The 19,424-nt window shown below is 71.0% G+C and carries 9 protein-coding genes; 3 read left to right on the forward strand and 6 right to left on the reverse strand.

Annotated elements, in window-relative coordinates; all coding sequences use genetic code 11:
- Nucleotides 1-209: 209 nt before the first annotated feature.
- On the forward strand, nt 210-5,204 hold the full coding sequence (locus tag WMF33_RS15175) for an AAA family ATPase (RefSeq protein WP_437337792.1): 4,995 nt from the start codon (nt 210-212) through the stop codon (nt 5,202-5,204).
- Between the two features lie 90 nt (nt 5,205-5,294).
- Here the strand turns inward: WMF33_RS15175 and WMF33_RS15180 are convergent, their stop codons facing one another.
- Nucleotides 5,295-8,090 carry a beta-propeller fold lactonase family protein gene (locus WMF33_RS15180; RefSeq protein WP_437337793.1) on the reverse strand — a complete coding sequence of 932 codons (2,796 nt, stop codon included), beginning with the start codon at nt 8,088-8,090 and terminating at the stop codon, nt 5,295-5,297.
- Between the two features lie 607 nt (nt 8,091-8,697).
- On the opposite strand from WMF33_RS15180, the gene WMF33_RS15185 reads away from it, so the two are divergent.
- Together WMF33_RS15185 and WMF33_RS15190 are read left to right on the forward strand one after the other, a co-directional pair.
- Entirely contained in the window at nt 8,698-9,075 is a 378-nt protein-coding gene (locus WMF33_RS15185) for an STAS domain-containing protein (protein WP_061626502.1), read from the forward strand.
- Between the two features lie 17 nt (nt 9,076-9,092).
- Nucleotides 9,093-11,555 (forward strand): SpoIIE family protein phosphatase, encoded by a 2,463-nt coding sequence (locus WMF33_RS15190; RefSeq protein WP_437337794.1) that lies wholly within the window; start codon nt 9,093-9,095, stop codon nt 11,553-11,555.
- Nucleotides 11,556-11,583: 28 nt separating this feature from the next.
- Here WMF33_RS15190 and WMF33_RS15195 read toward each other — a convergent pair whose 3' ends face one another.
- Genes WMF33_RS15195 through WMF33_RS15215 form a run of 5 tightly spaced genes read right to left on the reverse strand, consistent with a single transcriptional unit; the run spans nt 11,584 to nt 19,421 of the window.
- Nucleotides 11,584-12,927: a purine-cytosine permease family protein gene (locus WMF33_RS15195; RefSeq protein WP_437337795.1), complete on the reverse strand. Its 1,344-nt coding sequence runs from the start codon at nt 12,925-12,927 to the stop codon at nt 11,584-11,586.
- Nucleotides 12,924-14,021, reverse strand: a complete 1,098-nt coding sequence (locus WMF33_RS15200; protein WP_437337796.1) for a DUF917 domain-containing protein — start codon at nt 14,019-14,021, stop codon at nt 12,924-12,926. Before WMF33_RS15200 ends, WMF33_RS15195 begins: the two co-directional genes overlap by 4 nt.
- Nucleotides 14,022-14,031: 10 nt before the next feature.
- On the reverse strand, nt 14,032-15,573 hold the full coding sequence (locus tag WMF33_RS15205; RefSeq protein ID WP_437337797.1) for a hydantoinase/oxoprolinase N-terminal domain-containing protein: 1,542 nt from the start codon (nt 15,571-15,573) through the stop codon (nt 14,032-14,034).
- A gap of 31 nt (nt 15,574-15,604) precedes the next feature.
- A complete protein-coding gene (locus tag WMF33_RS15210) occupies nt 15,605-17,326 on the reverse strand; it encodes a hydantoinase B/oxoprolinase family protein (RefSeq protein WP_437337798.1) in 1,722 nt (573 codons plus the stop codon).
- Nucleotides 17,327-17,360: 34 nt separating this feature from the next.
- A complete protein-coding gene (locus WMF33_RS15215) occupies nt 17,361-19,421 on the reverse strand; it encodes a hydantoinase/oxoprolinase family protein (protein WP_437337799.1) in 2,061 nt (686 codons plus the stop codon).
- Nucleotides 19,422-19,424: the final 3 nt, after the last annotated feature.

Here is a 19,424-nt window from a genome sequence, read left to right on the forward strand (position 1 = left end):
ATGTGCGCCCGGCCGGCGACGAGCCTCCCGAGGTGCGCACTCGCCCCGCACCGAGACCCGCCGTTCTCCGGCTCACCCACGCTCCACGAACTGCGGTATCGCGCCGATCGGACTCGCGATCACCGCACCACAGCGCACATCGCCCGCCCTGCCGCAGCGAGCTTAAGCGCTTGCCACGGGCGTTCGGCCCATGCAACCATCGACAAACCATGCGCAAGACCAGGATCGAAGATCTGCCCTTCACACTGGTTGAGCAGATGTACGACACCGCGGATACCGTCATCTACCGCGCGAAGCGCGACGCCGATGGTACTCCGGTGACGATCAAGGTGCTGAAGGGTGAGCACCCCGGCCAGCGGCATGTCGCGCAGCTCCGGCACGAGCTCGAGATCTCGCGTCACCTCAACATCGATAGCGTCGTTCGCGCCCATCGGCTGGAGAGCATCCCGGGCGGGGCGGCGCTCGTGATGGAGTACTTCCCGGGGGCGCCGCTCGACAAGCTCGCCCGCTCGGCGCCGCTCGACCTCAAGGCCAAGCTGCGTATCGCCTCGTCGCTGGCCGGCACGCTGGCGGCGGTGCACGGAAAGCACGTCATCCACAAGGACGTCAAGCCGCAGAACATCCTGGTCAACCCGGAGACGTGGCAGGTCAAGCTGACGGACCTCGGCAGCTCGACGCGGCTCTCGGAGGAGACGCTGGCCGCGGAGCGCCCGGATCTGCTCGAGGGGACGCTGGCCTACATGTCGCCGGAGCAGACCGGCCGAATGAACCGCGTCATCGATTACCGGACTGACCTCTACTCGCTGGGAGTGACGCTGTACGAGCTCTTCGCCGGGGTGCTCCCCTTTCAGGCGGCCGATCCGGTCGACCTCATGCACAGCCACATCGCGCGGGTCGCGACGCCGCTGTGCGAGCGCTCGCCGGAGATCCCGAGGGCCGTGTCCGACATCGTGCAAAAGCTGATGTCCAAGGTCGCCGAGGAGCGGTACCAGAGCGGGACCGGGCTCAAGGCCGATTTGGACGCGTGCCTCTCGGCGCTCGAGGCGACCGGCCGTATCGAGCCGTTCGAGCTCGGGTCGCGCGATGTCTCGAGCGAGCTCAGGCTGCCGCAGAAGCTCTACGGGCGCGACGCGCAGATGACGGAGCTGCTCGCGGCCTTCGAGCGGGCGCGCGGGGGCCGGTGCGAGCTGCTGCTCATCGCGGGCGGCGCCGGGATCGGGAAATCGGCGCTCGTGAACGAGCTCCAGAAGGAGGTCGCGCAGCGGCGCGGGCACTTCATCGAGGGGAAGTTCGATCAGCTGAGCCGGAACATGCCGCACGCGCCTGTGGCGGGCGCGCTGCGCCAGCGCGTCCGTCAGCTCCTGACCGAGCCGGCCGAGTCGCTCGAGCAATGGAAGGACAAGCTCCTCGCGGCCGCGGGGAAGAACGCGCAGATCCTCGTGGAGCTCATCCCGGAGCTCGAGCTCGTCATCGGGCCGCAGCCCGCGGTGGCCGAGCTCGGGCCCAACGAGGCGCAGAACCGCTTCAACCTGGTGTTCCAGGACTTCTTGCGCGTCATCACGTCGGCGGAGCACCCGGTCGTGCTCTTCCTCGACGACCTCCAGTGGGCCGACTCGGCCTCGCTGAGGCTCTTGCACGTCGTCCTGACCGATCCGGGCGGAGCCTACCTGCTGATCATCGGCGCCTACCGCGACCAGGAGGCGATCGCGGGACAGCCGCTCATGACCTGGCTCGGCGAGCTCAAGGCGGCGGGCGTCCCGCGGCGCGAGCTCCTGCTCCCGCCGCTCTCGCTCGCGGACGTGCAAAAGCTCGTCGCGGACGCGCTGGGCGCGCGCCCGGAGCAGGTGCAGGCGCTCGCGGAGGTGCTGTATGCGACGAGCAAGGGCAATCCGTTCTTCCTGAGCCAGCTGCTCAAGGAGCTCTATGCGGCGGGGCTCGTGTCCTTCGACCCGGGCGCCGGGCGGTGGACGTGGGACCTCGAGCCGATCCGGCAGCGCTGGGGCGCCGTGAACGTGCACGATCTGCTCATCGACAAGATGCAGCGCCTCTCGCCGGGGACGCAGCTCGTGCTCCAGCTCGCCGCGTGCATCGGTCACCAGTTCGATCTGAAGACGCTGGCGACCGTGCGCGAGCTGCCGCCGGCGGACGTCGCGGCCGATCTCTGGGAGGCGCTGCGCGAGGGGCTCGTGCTGCCGCTCGACTCCGATTACCGGCTGCTGCACGCGCCGGGCGGCGCGCCGGCGGAGCTGCCGCTCTCGGTGCGATACCGGTTCCTGCACGACCGGGGGCAGCAGGCGGCCTACAGCCTGATCGAGGACGCGCGCAAGCAGGAGGTGCACCTCCGGATCGGCCGCCTCATGCGGGCGCAGCTGAGCGGGGAGTCGCGCGACGAGGATCTGTTCAAGGTCGTGAGCCACTGCAACCTCGGCGCGGCGCTGATCGACGACCGGGCGGAGCAGCTCGAGCTCGCGCGGCTCAACCTCACCGTGGGCAAGCGCGCCAAGGCGTCCATGGCGCACGCGGCGGCGTCCGAGCACTTCAGGACGGGGCTGTCGCTGCTCGGGCCGCGGGGGTGGGAGGAGGACTACGCGCTCTGCTTCGCGCTGCACCGGGAGCGGGCGGAGTCCGAGTGGCTGAGCGGCAACGAGAAGCACGCGGAGGCCTCGATCCGCGAGCTCCTCGGGCACGCGCGCTCGCGCCTCGAGCGCGCGGAGGTCTATAACCTCCGGATCCTCGTGCACACGATGCGCGGGGAGTTCGAGGACGTGCTGCGGGTCGGCCGCGAGGGCGTGGCGCTCTTCGGGATCGAGCTGCCGGAGCCGCTCGAGGCGATCCAGGCGGCGTTCGGGGCCGCGCTCGCGGAGGTGCCGGTCCACCTGGCCGGCCGCCGCGTCGAGGAGCTCGCGGACGCGCCGTGGGTCGGCGACGAGGAGCAGCTGGCCGCGCTGCGGCTCCTGGCGGCGATGATCCCGGGGGCGTACACGCTGAGCCCGGCGCTGCTCGCGCTCATCGCGGCGACCCAGGTCAACCTCTCGCTGAGGTACGGCAACTCGCCCGCGGCGGCGTGCGCGTACGGCCTCTACTGCCTGCTGCTCGCGGGGGGGATGGGGCGGCCGGAGGAGGCGCGGCAGTTCCAGGGCGTCTCGCTGGCGCTCTGCGAGCGGCCCGCGGGGGTGGAGCTCCAGTGCAAGGCGTACGTCGTGTGCGGCGCGCCGTCCCACCTCTTCGAGCCGGTCCGCGCCTCGGTCGCGTGCCTCGCCAGGGCGTACGAGGCCGGGCTGAGCTCGGGCGACTTCAGCTTCGGGGCGTACGCCTGCCTGAACATCGTGACGATCCTGCTCTGCTCGGGCCACGAGCTCGGCGCGCTCCGCGAGGATCTGACCGGGTATTTGCGCTTCCTGCAGCGGACGCAGGATCCGCTCGGCACGCCGGTGCTCGTCGTCGCGCAGCAGATGATCGCCTGCCTGGAGGGCAGGACGAACGGGCGGAGGAGCCTGAGCGACGGCGCGTTCGACGAGGGCGCGTTCCTCGCGGGGCTCGCGCCCGCGCAGGAGCTGCCGCGGTGCTGGTACTTCGTGAACATGCTCGTGCTCGCGGTGCTGTACGGCGACCCCGAGGGCGCGCTCCTGATGGCGGCGCGCGCCGAGAAGCACAGCGGGAGCGCGATGGGCCTGTTCCTCGCGAACGACATCCCCTTCTACGTGAGCCTCGCGCTGCTCGCGCTGTGCGCGACGGCGACGGCGGAGGAGCGGGAGCGGCACCTCGCGGCCGTCGCGGAGCACCGGGCGAAGATCGCGGGCTGGGCGCGGCACGCGCCGGAGAACTACGCGCACAAGGAGCGGCTGATCGGGGCGGAGGTGGCGCGCGTCCTCGGCGACGACGCGGAGGCGGCGGAGCTCTACGATCAGGCGATCCAGGGCGCGCGGCAGGGCCAGTTCACGCACCAGGAGGCGCTCGCGCACGAGCTGTGCGCGCGGTTCTACCTGCAGCGGGGCCGGGAGCGGATCGCGCGGTGGCACATGGCCGACGCGTACCGGGCGTACGTCCGGTGGGGGGCGACCGCGAAGGCGGAGCACCTCGCGAAGGAGCACGAGCAGCTGCTCGACCTTGCGTCCCTCGGCGAGGCGCAGCCGTCCCGGGTCGTCGGCACGACGGTGACGCGCCGGGGGAGCACCGAGTCGTTCGACGTCGCGACGGTCGTGAAGGCCATGCAGGCGGTCGCGGGCGAGAACGTGCTCGATCGGCTGCTCGACCGGCTGATGCGGAGCGTGGTGGCGAACGCGGGGGCGCAGCGGGGCGCGCTGATCCTGGAGCGCGACGGGAAGCTCGCGATCGTGGCGTCGATGCGCGTCGATCCCGACGTGGTGGAGACGGGGCTGTCGATCCCGGCGCTCGACGGCAGGGAGGTCGCGGCGAGCGTCGTCCAGCTCGTCGCGAGGACGCGGGAGCCGGTCGTGGTGAACGACGCGCGCCACGACAGCCGCTTCGCGGCGGATCCGTACGTCGCGGAGCGGAGGCCGCGCTCGATCCTGTGCCTCTCGATGACGCACCAGGGGCGCTCGGCGGGGCTCCTGTACCTGGAGAACAACGTGGTGCAGCGGGCGTTCACGCCCGGCAGGGTCGAGGTCTGCGGGCTCCTCGCCTCACAGGCGGCCATCGCGCTGGAGAACGCGCTGCTCATCGCGAGCATCCGCGCGGGCACCGAGGCGCTGCAGCGCTCGAACGAGCAGCTGCAGCGGGAGCTCGAGCTGCGCGCCGCGTCCGAGGCGGAGCGGGCGCTCTTGCAGCAGGAGATGATGCGCCGGCAGACGCCGATCATCCCCATCACGGACGACGTGCTGGTCATGCCGATCGTCGGGGCGATGGACGGGGAGCGCGCGCAGCAGGTGCTCGAGACGGCGCTGACCGGGTTCCACTCGAGGCAGGCCAAGGTGGTGATCCTGGACATCACCGGCGTGGCGCAGGTCGACGCCACGGTGGCGGACGCGCTGATCAAGACGGCCAAGGCGCTGCAGCTCCTCGGGGCGAAGACGGTGCTGTCGGGGGTGCGGCCCGAGGTGGCGCGCGCGCTCATCGAGCAGAACGTCTTCCTGGGGTCGATCGTGACGATGGGGACGCTGCAGAGCAGCATCGCGTATGCGCTGGGCCCGAACGGCCTGTCCGGCTCGCCCGGGCGTCGGCCGGGGGCGTCGCGGCAGGCGTGATCGCGCGGCGCCGCTGCGCGCGCTCCGCCTAGGCGGTGCGGGCGGCGCCGCCGCGCGCGCGCGCGGCGCGCGCAGCGGCGTCGGGGAGGGTCAGGGCGTGCTGTTCGGATCGGCGGGGTCGCTGCCGGCGTCGCGCTCGTCCCCGTCGAGGAAGCCGTCGCTGTCGCGATCGATGCCGGCGCGCGCGCCCGAGCCGGGCGGCATGCACGTGTACGTCAGATCGTGGTGCGTCTGGGTGGACAGCAGGCGGAGCACCGCGTCGCTGATGGGCGGGAGGAGCTGCCGGTCGGTGAGGAAGTGGCCATTGCCGACGTAGAGGAACCCGACCTCGTGGAGGAATCCCTGGGTCTTCGCCACGAGATCGCACTCCCCGACGTCGGCGCGATCCATGAGCAGGTCGATGCGCGGCCCGGCCACCGCGCTGTTGTTATGCTTGAGCGTCACCTGCTGGCCGACGATCGGCGCCATGTTGCTCTCGATGGCGAGCACGTAGGCCTCGAGCTGCCGGCGCAGCACGTCGCCCGCGGGGGTGAAGGGGATGGCGTCGGGGTTGTTCGGGAACTGGTCGGAGAACCCGATCGCGGAGAAGAACCGGTACATCGTGTCGACGGTGCCGTTGTTCAGGATGCCGAACCCGCGGATCTGGTCCCCCATGTGCTGGTTGTCGCGCGGCAGGAAGACGAAGGGGATATCCGCGAGGCCGAAGGCGCCGACCTTGGTGTACACGTTGCGGAGCTGCGGTATCTTGAAGAGCTGCGTCTGGAAGTCGAAGACGGAGGCGCCGCTCGTCCCGAAGAAGCCGGGGAAGTCGTCGCCCGGGTTGGCGTCCGGGTCGACGACGTGGCAGCCGCCGCAGCTCGCGATCGAGTTGACGACGGGGCCGTTGTAGAAGTCCTTCCCTGCCTGCTGATCGGGCGTGAGCGAGTTGTCCAGGTTCCTGATAGGGTTCGGCGGGTAGGTGACCTGGAGCATGAAGTCGGTGAACGCCTCCATGTCCTCAGCGGGGAGGGGCCCGCTGCGCCCGAGCAGGTCGGCGAACGCCACCTGGAACTGCCGGAAGGCTTCCCGCTCGTCGAACGCCCCGTCGTCCGGCTGCGCGGACGGCTCGAGATTGCCCCCGGTGCGGTCGCCGCGCCAGTGCATCGGCCCGTGGTTGGCGAGGCCCCGCAGGCTCTGCGTCATCATCGGCCCCTTCATCGGGTGGAAGATCGGGTCCGTGATCTCCTGGTTGAAGATGACGTCGTAGAGGCCGAATGGGAACGGGCCCGGGTCCGGCACGACGGGGGCGTCGGGGTTGCCGAGGTTCCAGGCCAGGTCGTCGAGATCGCCGAAGACGTGGCAGCTCGCGCAGGCCGAGTCGCCGTGGCTCGACGTGAGCGAGGCGTCGTAGAGGAAGCGGCGGCCGTTCACGATGCTGGCCGGCTCGGGGTTGTGCATCGGGACGTGTCCCACCTCGGTCTTCGATGTGGTGTTGATGATCGAGATGGAGTTGTCGAAGCGGGTCAGCACGTAGAGGCGATTCCTGCTCTCGTCGAGCACGAGGCCGGTCGGCCCGCCGCCGCTCACCGGGATCTGGTTCGCGGTGCTCGGCACGAACGTGTCGTTCTCGAGCGCGGCGGTGCTGAAGACGCCGATCTTGCTCGACCCGAGCGCGGCGACGTACAGCGTCGCGCCGTTGCTGGTCACGGCCATCTCCTGCGGGAAGGCGAGGCTCTTCGCGTTCTCGGCGTTGGGGACCGGGGCGCAGCAGGTGCTGTAGTCGATGTGCTTGTTGAGGTGCCGCGGCGCGACGCTCCCCGGGCTGAGGACGGTGATCCGGCTCTCGTGCAGGTGGCCGCGCGTGGTCTCGCCGGCGAAGAGGCCGGGGCCCTCGAAGTTCTGCTGGCTGAACGCCTCGGTGTTCGCGACGTAGACCTTCCCGTTCACCGGGTTGACGGCCATGTTGAAGAGGATCGTCCCGACCCCGGAGAAGAAGCCCTGCGCTCCGCTGATCCACGCCGGGGGGTTCGCCGTGGCGTCGATGACGAAGACGTCCTTGTCGGGCAGCGAGAACCTCATCTGGTCGTCCCAGAGCTTGCCCCGCTCGTCGTACCAGTGTCCGCCGTCGTATTTCACGATGACGGCGACCTCCGGCGCCGGCGCGCCCTCGAAGTTGGTGCTGGGCCCGGGCGCGCCGTTCGGCCCGAAGCCGTCGGGGACCAGCGCCTCGTTGACGGTGGCGGTGCGGTTGCCGGAGTGGAACGCCGCCGCGTACACGCGGGTGCCGTCCGGGGTCACGGCGAGGGCGCGCGGCGTGTCGCTGAAGAGGGTGATGATGTTGAGCGGATTACCTCCGAGCGACTGGCCGAGCTGGTTTGCGTCGAAGACCCACACGTCGGCGCGACCGACGCCAGGCGTCGTGAACTGAGGGTCGTAGGGGACGTTCTGGCCGCGGTGCGCCGTCGTGATGAAGGCGCGGTTTCGCCCCGGACCGGCGAACACGATGTCGCGCGGCTCGTCGCCGACGAGGAGCGTGCGCACGACGCGCCCGGTCTGCCCGCCGAGGCCCAGCTGGACGACGCTCACGCTGTCCGACAGGTGGTTGACGACCCAGACCTCGTTATTGCTGCGGACGGCCACGGCCACCGGCTCCAGGCCGACCGATATCGACGTGCGGTGCTCCAGGCCGCCGCTGCCGATGCGGAACACCTCGAGGCGGTTGTCCGGCGTGTTGACGGCGAAGAGCAGCTTCCCGTCGGGTGAGATGGCCAGCGGGCGGACCTGGCCGCTCTCGAAGGCGGTGAACGACGGCGCGGCGAGCGCCGGGGCCCCGGAGAGCGATACTGCAGTCAGGGATGCGACGAGAGCGCCTAGCGTCGCCCACCGTGAACCGGGCAATCGAGTCATGGATGCCTCCGTGGTGTCGAGTGGCTCCCCAGCCACACAACGACAATCCAAGACTGTAAGACAAAATCGAATGATTGTTCAAGCATGCAAAGAAGCTCGGCGCGATTTTTTGCAAAGGGGCGATCTCTCGTTCTCGCGTCCTCTCGTTCTCGCGTCCTCTCGTCATCTCGTCCTCGCGCCCTATCGCCGATTTCGCGTCTCTGTCGCTGATGTAGGCGTCGATAGCGGCGGCGCGCTGGGCGACGCGTCACCGCGGCTGGGCGCGCGTGCGACGCGGGAGGCGAGGCGGCGTGATCGCTCGTCTACCTGGGTTACGTGAGTCACCTGAGTCGCGCTCAGCGCCGGTGGACCGCGTCGCCGGTGCCGGCGGGGGCCGACGGGGATCGGAGCATCGGCGGAGCGGGGGGACGGGCTCGGCTGTGATGAGGAGCACGAATGACGCGCGCGGGTCGCGCTCCGAACGGCTGTGCGCGCAGGAGGGGATTGGATCCAGCGCGAGGACGCTGTAGGGTGGAGGGCTCGTATCGACCACCGGACCAGCTCTGGCTGTAGTACCGAGGGAGGCGATCTGGCGGGCACGGCGCGCCGGTCGAGGGATGGAGAAGCTATGAGGAGCTTGCGCGTGGACCCTCTCGTTACCGATGGCTTCGGGATCGAGCCGGCCCTGAGGGACGACACCCTCAGCGTCAAGCTCACCGGCAGGGGGGACATGGCGGCTGCCGCGCCGCTCAGCAGGTACGTCAAGGCCCTGGAGGGCGAGGTGGCGCGCCTCTCGGTGAGCACGCTCGAGCTCGACGTGCGCGGGCTGTGCTTCATGAGCTCGAGCTGCCTCAAGGCGTTCGTCAGCCTCATCTGCAGCCTCGTCGGCCACGGCATGAAATGCAGGATACGGTTCGTGACGGACCCGCAGCTCGCGTGGCAGCGCCGGAGCCTCAGGCCTCTGGATCGCATGTGCCCGGAGCTCGTCTCGATCGCCGACGCATGAGCCGAGGGCCCGAGGCCATGACGAGGAAGCGCCGGACGATCGCGTTTCTGATCGACAATGTCGTCGGCGACTACCAGTCGGAGCTGCGCGCGGGGGTCGAGCGCGCGGCCGAGGCGCACGACGTCAACCTGCTGACGGCGTTCGGCGACCCGTCGAGCGCCCTCCGGCCGGACGAGACGGACCGGAGCACCTTCTATCACCTCATCGGTCCGGACACGGCCGATGGCGTCATCGTCGCCTCGTCGACGCTCTCCCGCTACGGCGGCGTCGACGTCATGCGGGCGTTCTGCCGGTCCTTCGCGCCGCTGCCGGTGTGCAGCATCGGGACGGCGATCGATGGAGTCCCGAGCCTGATGGTCGACAACGCCCTCGGGAGCGAGATCTCGGTCGCGCACCTGGCCGACGAGCACGGGCGTCGGCGCATCGCGTATATCGGCGGGCCGCTGAGCAGCGAGGAGGCGCAGCTGCGCGCCGGCGGGTACCGGAGGGCGCTCGCGGCGCGGGCGCTCCCTTGCGACGAGCGCCTCGTGGCGGTCGGCGCGTTCACGATACCGACCGGGCGCGAGGCGATGCGCGAGATCCTGGCGCGCGGGGCCGAGTTCGACGCCGTGGTGGCCGCCAACGACAGGATGGCGCTCGCGGCGATCGAGGTGCTCAAGGCGGAGGGGCTCCGCATCCCCGAGGACGTCCTCGTGTGCGGCTTCGATGACGTCGGCATTGCCCGCTTCACGAAGCCGTCGCTCACCACCGTCCATCAGCCGATCAAGCGCCTCGGGGGGATGGCCGTGAGCACGATCCTCCGCCTGATCGGCGGCGAGACCGTCCCGGCGCTGGAGCTCGCGGAGGTCGAGCTCACGCAGCGCGAGTCCTGCGGCTGCGGCTACCGCCCAGGCGACACGGTCCTCCCGCCGTCGCCGCCGGCGCAGGGCTCTCCGCGCCCGGCCTCCGACCAGCGGGCCTCTCTGGAGAGCGCGCTCAGGAGGAGCGTGGCGATCCCGATCGGCGCCCTCGACGGCTGGGCGGGCGACCTGCTGACGGCGCTGGAGGACGAGCTCGCGGGCGACCGGGGCCGCTTCCTGCGCGCGCTCCAGGCGCTCCTCGACGAGGCGAGGCGCGAGGGCGTGCTCCTCGACCAGCTCCAGGCCGTAATCTCCCTCTTGCGCGAGCGGGTCCGGCCGGCGGCCGCGGCCGGCGACGCGGCGGCCCTGGAGCCGCTCTGGCACGCTGCGCGGATCCTCATCGGGAGCGAGTCCGTGCACGTCGAGGGCGAGCAGCGGCTGCGCGTGGAGCTCGCCGCGATCGATGTCATCTACGGCGCTCGGGGGTTCGCCGCGTGCCTGAGCCTGCCGGTCCTCAAGGGCCTGCTGGCGTCGGAGCTGCCGCGGATGCAGCTGTCGCACGTGGCGGTGTCGCTCTACGACGACGCCCAGCGCGCCTCGCTGAGGCCGCTGTTCCTGATGGATCGTGGCCGCGAGGTGGAGGCGCCGCCCGTGAGCTTCCCGGCGCGCCGCCTCGCGCCGCCGGGGTTCCTCGGCGGCGCGGAGCGCAGCAGCATGATCGTCCTCCCGGTCGCGTTCGGCGACGTGGAGACGTTCGGCGTCGCGGTGCTCGACAGCCGCGCCAGCGCCATGAGCTACGACGTGCTGCGTCTCCAGCTCGGCTCCGCGGTCAAGGCCGCGGCGCTGCACCGGGAGGTCGTGCGGGAGGTGGAGCTGCGCGAGCGCCTGGAGCAGGAGCGCGTGCGCCAGGAGAGCCAGGTCGCGGCGCGCATCCAGACCGCGCTGGTGCCGAAGCAGCTCTCGATCGAGGGGCTCGAGCTCTGCGCGGTGATGCAGCCGGCGGCCGAGGTCGGCGGCGACTACTACGATGTGCTCGCGACGCCCGGGGGCGGTTGGCTGGGGATCGGCGACGTGGCCGGGCACGGGCTCGCGGCGGGCCTCATCATGCTGATGATCCAGAGCATGGTGTCGGCGCTGACGAGCAACGACCCGAGCGCGAGCCCGGCGAGGGTCGTCGTCGCGCTCAACAAGGCGATTTACAAGAACGTCCGCGGCCGCCTGGACCGCGACGAGCACGCGACGCTCCTCTTGCTCCGGTACGAGCGCAGCGGGCGCGTGACGTTCGCCGGCGCGCACGACGACATGATCGTGTGTTCGGCGCGCACCCGGCGCTGCACGTGCATCGCGAGCTCCGGGGTCTGGGTCGGCGCGCTGCCCGAGATCGGGGCGATGACCCGGGACGCCGAGCTCTTCCTGGAGGACGGGGACGTGCTCGTGCTCTACAGCGACGGCGTGACCGAGGCGCGCAACGCGCAGCACGAGCAGTTCGGGCTGGAGCGGCTGTGCGCCATCATCGAGGCGGTCCAGACCGCGCCCGTCGACGTGATCCGCGACCGGATCCTCGAGGCGGTCGAGGGCTGGTGCCCGAGCCCGGACGACGACATCACGATCGTCGTGGCGAGGCATCGCGCGCCCGAGTAGCGCGCCCGAGGCCTGCGAGCGCCCGAGGTCATCGAGGTACACGTCCTGGGCTCAACGCGACGTGGGCGAGGAAGCCGCCCAGGAGCGCGTTGATGGCCGGGATGCCGACAGGGACGAGGTATCCCGCCGCCACCCCGCCTGCCCAGGCGAGGAGCGGGCGAAGGCTCGGGGATTCCACCTGCGGGGGAAGCGAGCCGGCGGACCGGGTGCGCTCGAGCGCCGCGCGGTGCCGGCGGACAACGTAGTAGTCGGCGATCATGATGCCGGCGACGGGCGGGAAGGCGACCCCGAGCAGCGTGAGGAATCCGATGAGGTGCTCCAGGATCCCGGCGATCGAGAGCGCCGTCCCTGCGGCGCCGGCCGCGAGCGTCATCGCGCCCCGCCCGACGTGGCGGCCCACCGTCTGATGGGCCGTGTTTACCAGGCCGAGGGAAGCCGAGTACAGGTTCCAGTCGTTGATCTTCAACGTGCCCGTCACGAGGATCGCCGCTCCGGCGACCCCGACCTCCGTCGTCACGATGTGGACGACATTCGCGCTCTGGACGGCGTGCGCCAGGAGCACGCCGGTGAGCCCGATCGTGTACTCGCCGAGGGTCACCCCGACGAGGGTCTGTTTGACCACGTCGGCCGCCGAACGGTTATAGCGGGTCATGTCCGGGGTGACGACCGCACCCACGATGAACCCGCCGGCCACCAGGGTCGCGCCGGCCGCGACGCTCATGGGCTCTCCTTTCGGGGGCATCGCTACGAGATCGGCCAGCTCGTGCCGGGCGAGGGCGTTCCGGATGGCCCAGGCGCTCAGGGCCAGGAAGAGGGGAACCGTGATGTACGAGGTCCAGGCCATCGAGCGGAACCCGTAGATCACGATCAGCGTGACGGCGGCGCCGGTGATGATGCAATAAGCCCACAGCGGCAGGCCCGCGCCGGCGAGCGCCGCGAGGCCCTCGGCGAAGATGGCGTTCTGGACACCGAACCACCCGACCAGGCTCACCGCCGTGCACAGTCCGAACAAGGAGGAGCCGTGACGCCCCAGGCCGGCCCACTGGGCGAGGACATACGTGGACAGGCCCTCTCGCTGGCCGGCGACTCCGGTGAGCACCGCGGTGATCTCCAGGAGGACGACACCCAGCGTCAGCGCCCAGAAGGCGCTCCAGAAGGTCATGTGGAAACCGAGCGTGGCGCCGAGGAGGAGCTGTGACAGCGCGGAGAGCTCGCCGAACCGCTGGACGGCCACGCTCCACCACGGGTAGCGCTCGGCCCCGGGCACCCGGGCCAGGGGGAAGTCGTCGCGCCCGATCGAGGCCCGGGCCGCGGCCCCGCGGCCGTGGTGCTGGCTCGCGCGCGGAGCCTCGCGCCCGTCGCGCGCGCTCACGGCGCGCTCTCCTCGATGGGAACGAAGTCGAGATCGATGCCGAAGGCGCGCGGCCCGAAGACCTCCAGCGCCTCGGCCGCGCGCAGGATCGGCGGCGCGGCGACGCCCACGACCTTCACCTGCTGCCCGTAGCGCAGCGCCTCCGTGGTGATCGGCTCCGCGGTCTCGCGATCCAGGATGCACAGGAGATCGGGCACGCTGCACAGGACGCGCGTCCCGGCGCGGGCGACCAGGTTCTCGTTCTGGATCAGCACGTCCAGCGTCTCCCCGGATCCCTCGGTGTCCCGGAGCCGCGCCCAGCCCCTGGCGAAGCCCTCGGTGGTGCGGCGGTAGACCTCGATCACCTTGCCGGTCCAGAGGACGCGGGCGTGACGGTAGGGCGTGTCGCGTAGGGTGCCGACGAGGCGATCGAACGGATCGCTGTGCTGCTCGTTCGCCTCACGGATCGCCCTCCCGATCGCGAGACAGACGCTCAGGGTGCCAGCGATGGCGGCTCTCCGCGCCGTCCGCCCATCCATGGGGTACTCGGCGATGTGCGCGCAGCCTCCCATGCGGATCGTGACGCCGCGGGCGATCCACTCCTTCCGAAAGTCGTCGCACGCCGTGAGGATCACCGTATCGCCGTGCTCGTCCGTGATGGCCATCGGCGTCCCGGGGACGCCGTGGACATGAAACGTATCCTGGTAGAGGTTGGGAAAGGCCCGGCCCATCCCGTCCGCGTCGACGACGGGCAGCCCGAGCTGCGCTCCCACGATGAGCGGCACGGTTGCGTTCATCCCGCCTGCCTCGATGGGCATGGTGCACGTCGCCTGGACGCCGAGGAACGCCTCCAGCCGGCGCAGCGAGAGCGCGCTCTCGTCGCCTCTGGGTATCTTCTCGACGAGGCAGGTCGGCGCCCCCATCATCGCCGTGGGGATCACGCGATCTCCGTCGGACATCTCCCCGAGGCGGACGATCTCCACGCGGCGCCCTTCCGCCATCACGCGCTCGAGCATCAGCCGGCCGATGTAGGGATCTCCGCCGCCGCCCGTGCCGAGGAAGGCCGCGCCGAGGGACAGGTCGCGCAGGTCCTTGCGCTCGAGCACGAGCCCCATGCCGGCCTCCTCACGCGCTCCGGAGATCGCCGATCGCCTTGACCCGGATCCGGGTCGCGTTCGACGGTAGGTAGGCGAGCGGCACCTCCTCGACGTCGACGAGCTGGACGCTGGCCGGGTCGGCGCCGGCGGCGGAGGCCCTCGCGATCGCCTCCGCCTGCGCCTCGGCCAGCGCGTCTTCCCGGGAGACGCGTTCCAGGCTGACGATCCGGTCCACCTCGCCGGATACCTGCGCGATGGCGGCGCCGACCGCGTTGGCGACCTCGGCGTGCTGAGGCCTGATGATCTCGGAGATCCCCTGGAGCGGCCCGCGAATCAGCGAGGCGCCGCCGCCCACGAGGACCACCGGCATGTCTCCCGCCGCCGGCTTGGCCCGATCGACGGCGGCCTCGACCATCTCGTGGATCCGCTCGGCCGCGCGCGCGACGAGCTCGCCTGACAGATGCGCGACCCTCGCGCGGTCGCCGATCGCGGCGAACCCCGCGGCCACGGCGATGTCGGTGGCTGCCAAGGTGTCGCCGCCGAACACCAGCGCTCGGCGAGCCAGCTCGTGGCCGACGCTCCGCGGCCCGATCCGGAGAGGGGCGTCGAGCACGCGAGTGCCGCCGCCGAGCCCGATGGAGCGCACATCGGGCATGCGGAAGTTGCAGCGCACGCCGGCCACCTGGAGTGTCATCGACGCCTCGCGCGGGAGCCCGCGGCGCAGCGCGCCCACGTCGGTGGTGGTGCCGCCGATATCGACCACGATCGCGTCCGTGATGCCCGTGAGGAACGCGGCGCCGCGCATCGAGTTCGTGGGACCGGAGCACAGGGCGCTCACCGGAGAACGCTCCGCCCGGTCGGCGCTCATCAGGGTGCCGTCGTTCTGGGCGAGGTAGAGCGGCGCCGAGACGCCGGCCTGCGCCAGCGACTCACGGAGCGCGCGGATGGTCGTCTTCGCCAGATCCTGGAGACATGCGTTCAGGATCGACGCATTCTCGCGCTCGAGGAGGCCCATCCGGCCGATCTCGTGCGAAAGGCTGAGCGACGCGTCCGGCAGCACCTCGCGCAGGATCGCCGCGGCCTCGAGCTCGGCCTCGGGGTTGACCGGTGAGAAGACGCTCGTGATCGCGACGGAGCGGACGCCCCTTCGGCCGATCTCCCGGGCGACGCGGCGCAGCTCGCCGGCGTCGACGGGCGACAGCCTGCGACCGTCGAACTCGTGGCCTCCATGGACGAGAAAGCCGTGGTCGCCGAGCTCGCTCCGCAGATCGAGAGGCCAGTCCACCATGGGCGGCAGGGCCGCGGTCGCCGGCAGCCCGAGCCGCACCGCCGCGACCTGCTGCAGCCGGCGGCGCTCGACGAGCGCGTTCGTGAAGTGGGTGGTGCCGACCATGACGCCGCGGATCTGGCCGAGCGGTACCCGCGCTCGCGCCAGCAGGCGCGTCACGGCGTCGAGGACACCGCAGCTCACATCGGTGGTGGTGGGCACCTTGACGTTCGCCACGACCTCGCTGCCGTCCATCATGACAGCGTCGGTGTTGGTCCCGCCGACGTCGATGCCCATGCGCATGAGCGGTCTCCTCCACAGGGCGCCGTGAGGCTCATCCCTCCTCGGAGCGGAGGGCCTTGATTGCTGGCTCATGCGCAGGGTCGAGGCCGTAATCGCGCCTGGCCTGATCCTCGGTGATGTAGCCGCAGCGCAGATCGTCGAGCACGCGCTCGCGGCTCCTCCGCGCCGGATCGCCGTACCCGCCGCCGGTGCCCGTGTGCAGCCGGCAGAGCTCACCCCGCTCGAGGAGGTGGCGGGCGCACTTGCCGATCGCGGTCCGACTGCCGTCCTCGTGCACGAGCTCCAGGTAGTTGGGCGAGCCCTGCTGGCCGCCGTTCAGGCCCCATGGCGGGAATCGATGCCGACCGAATGTCGCGGTCACCTTCGCCCACGCCGACGTGACGCGGTAGTCGCGCACGAGGCCTCGCCCGCCGCGTCGCTCGCCGGCCCCGCCGTCCACGATATCCAGCGCATACTGCTCGACGCGGAGCCCGTAGCGGGCCTCGCAGATCTCGACGGGGATCATGTAGGTCTCTCCGTCGCCGGCGCAGACGAGGCCGTTCTCGCCGTCCTTGTCCGCGCCCGCCCCCCAGCCGCCCGCCTGCGGCTCGACGAGGAGGTAGGGGGTGCCATCGTCGGGGTGAATGCCATGGATGATCGTCCCGCAGACGGAGAGGAAGTGTCCGGCGGTCAGGCGGCGCGGGGCGAGGTGCGCCAGGGCTCTCCAGACGAGATCCGTCGCGTACTGCATGGTCTCCCAGTAGGTGGAGACCGGGGCCGGCCTGTCGGCCGTGAAGATCGTCCCCGGAGGGCACACGACCCGGACCGGCCGGAATACGCCTTCATTGGTCGGAAGCTGCGGATCGGTGATCGCCTTCCAGGCCTGGCGTACCGCGGAATGCAGGCCGGTTCGGCCGCAGTTGATCGGTCCCGGCACCTGCGCGCTCGTCCCTGTGAAGTCGCAGAGGAAGCTGTCGTCGATCGTCACCTTCACCCGCACCTCGAACGGGCCATTGCCGAGGCCGTCGTCGTCGATGAAGTCGGTCGCCTCGTATGTCCCGCGGGGGAGCCTCTCCAGCTCCAGGCGAGCCCTGCGCTCCCCCTCGCCGAGGAGCTCCTGCATGGCGTGGAGGACGGTCCCCTTGCCGAACTTGCGGAGGATACGGTGCAGCGCGCGCTCGCCCACGCGCAGCGCGCCCGCGCAGGCGTACAGGTCGCCGAGCGTCGCGTCGGGCGTGCGCACGTTGGCCCGGATGAGCTCGAGGAGCCCCTCGTCGGGCCTGCCGGCATTGAAGAGCTTGATGCCTGGGAACTGGAGCCCTTCCTGGAACACGTCGGTCGCGTCCGTGGTCCAGGAGCCCGGATCCTTGCCGCCCACCTCGGTCCAGTGCGCCTTGTCCACGGCGAACGCGACGAGCTCGCCCTCGTGGAAGATCGGCATGATCAGCGCGACGTCGGAGAGGTGCGTGCCGCCGCCCACGTAGGGATCGTTCAGGATGACGACATCGCCGCTGGCCAGGCGCTCTTTGCCGAACTTGTCGAGGACGTGGGCCACGCCGAAGCTCAGCGCGCCGATGAAGTCGGCGACCCCGTTGCCCTGGGTGAGGAGGTCTCCGCGCGCGTCCGTGAGCCCGGCGGCATAGTCGAGGACCTCGTAGATGATGGGGCTCATGGCGGCCCGCTGCAGCGCGTGGAACATCTCGTCGCCCGCGGCGACGAGATCGTTCTTGATGATCTCGAGCGTGAAGGGATCGATCCTCGTTCTCGTGCTCATGGCAGATCCGTTGGCTGAGGGGTCGAGGCGCGCTTCACCGGGCTGCGGCGTCGATGTCGATGAGGAGGCTGCCCTGCTCGTGCACGGTGAGGCGATCTCCTGGAGACAGGATCGTCGAGGCGGCCGGCTCCTCGACGACAGCGGGTCCTTCGACGCTCATGCCCGGCCTCAGGCGAGCGCGCTCGTACTCGGGGCTCTCCAGCACGCCGAGCTCGTCGAAGTCGACGGCGCGAGCGCCCTTGCGCGCGGGCGTGGGATCCGGCGGGGAGCGATCGAGCCGCGCCGGACGCGGCCTGTCCACGGCGCCGACGGCTGCGACGTGGAGGCTCACGATCTCCACGGCCACGTTCAGGCGAAACGTGTAACGCTGCTCGTGGAGGGCGTGGAAGCGCCTCAGGGTCTCGTTCAGCGCAGCGCTGTCCAGCGTGCCGTCGGGGAGCGGGACCTTGACGGTATGCTCCTGACCGGCATAACGCAGCTCGGCGAAGCGGCGCGCGGAGACGCGGGCCGGGGCCATTCCTCCCCGGCAGACGAGGGCGCTGCTCTCGTGCTCGAGCTCCCGGAGGAGCGCGGCGAGCGCCGCTGTCTGCGAGGGCTCGACGCGCACCAGCGCGGTCCGCACGAGGTCGACCCGCGCGTCGGCCATGAGCATGCCCCAGGCCGAGAAATGCGCGGGTGCGACCGGGATGATGACCCGTCGGATCCGGAGGCTGCGCGCCAGGGCCGAGGCGTGCATCGAGCCGCCGCCGCCGAAGGCGACGAGCGCGAACTCCCGCGGATCATGCCCGCGGCGGACGGTCACGCGCCTGAGCAGGCTCTCCGTGATCGCGTTTGCGAGGCGGACGATCCCGCGCGCGGCCTCGGCCTCGGTGATACCGCAGGGCGCGGCGATGCGGCGGATCGCCCTGCGGGCGGCCTGCACGTCGAGCGGGATGCGGCCGCCGAGGAAGTACGCGGGGTTGATGCGGCCGCACAGGAGGTTCGCGTCGGTGGTGGTCGGCTCCTCTCCACCTCGACCATAGCAGGCCGGCCCCGGCACAGCGCCTGCCGATCGCGGGCCGACCTCCAGCCGTCCGGCCTCGTCGATACGGGCGATGGATCCGCCGCCTGCGCCGATCTCCGCGATATCGATCACCGGGATCATGAGGGGGTATCCGGGGGACGTCGGGGTCCATTCCACCTTGTATTCGGTGGTGACGCGCGCCTCTCCGCCCTGGAGGACGGCGCACTTGGCGGTCGTGCCCCCGATGTCGAGGCAAATGATGTCGCGCTGCCCGAGGAGCTGCCCGAGGGCGATGGCGCCGAGGACGCTGCCTGCAGGCCCGGACTCGACGAGGCGGATGGGCGCGGCGCCCGCCTCGAGGAACGTCGTGATGCCGCCGCTCGACTGCATGACATGGAGCGATGAGCTCGCCGCGCCGCGTCCGGTCAATCGGCTCTCCAGGCCGCTCAGGTACACGGCGGCGAGCGGCTGGACGTAGGCGTTTAGCACCGCGGTGCTCGTGCGCTCGTACTCGCGCCACTCCCGCGTGATCTCGGACGACGCGGTCACCGGCGTGGCGGGGGCCTCTGCCCGGGCGATCTCGGCGGCGCGGCGCTCGTGGGCTGGGTTCCGGTAGGCGTGCAGGAAGCAGATGGCGATGGCGCGGGCGCCCCGGTCGAGGAGCGCGCGGACGCCGCGCCGCACGCTGTCCTCGTCGAGCGGCGTCAGCACTTCGCCCTTGTGGTCCAGCCGCTCGGTGACCTCGAGGCGGAGGTCTCGAGGGACGAAGGGCTCGGGTTTGCGGAAGGAGAAGTTGTAGATGTCCGGCCGGTTGGCCCGGCCGATCTCCAGGACGTCGCGAAAGCCCCGCGTCGTGAGCAGCCCCGTCCGGGCGCCTTTGCGCTCGGTGAGGGCGTTGATGATCAGGGTGGTGCCGTGGATGAAGGACCCCATGCGAGCGGCGTCGATCCGCGCCGGATCGAGGGCCTCGAGGACACCTCGCGTAAGATCGTCCGGTGTGGTGGGGACCTTGGCGAGCGAGAGCTCTCCTGTCTCCTCATCGAAGGCGACGAGGTCGGTGAACGTCCCGCCGATATCGCTGGCAACACGCATGAG

Origin of the sequence: Sorangium sp. So ce394, from assembly GCF_051474665.1 — a bacterium.
GTDB lineage: Bacteria > Myxococcota_A > Polyangia > Polyangiales > Polyangiaceae > Sorangium > Sorangium cellulosum_D.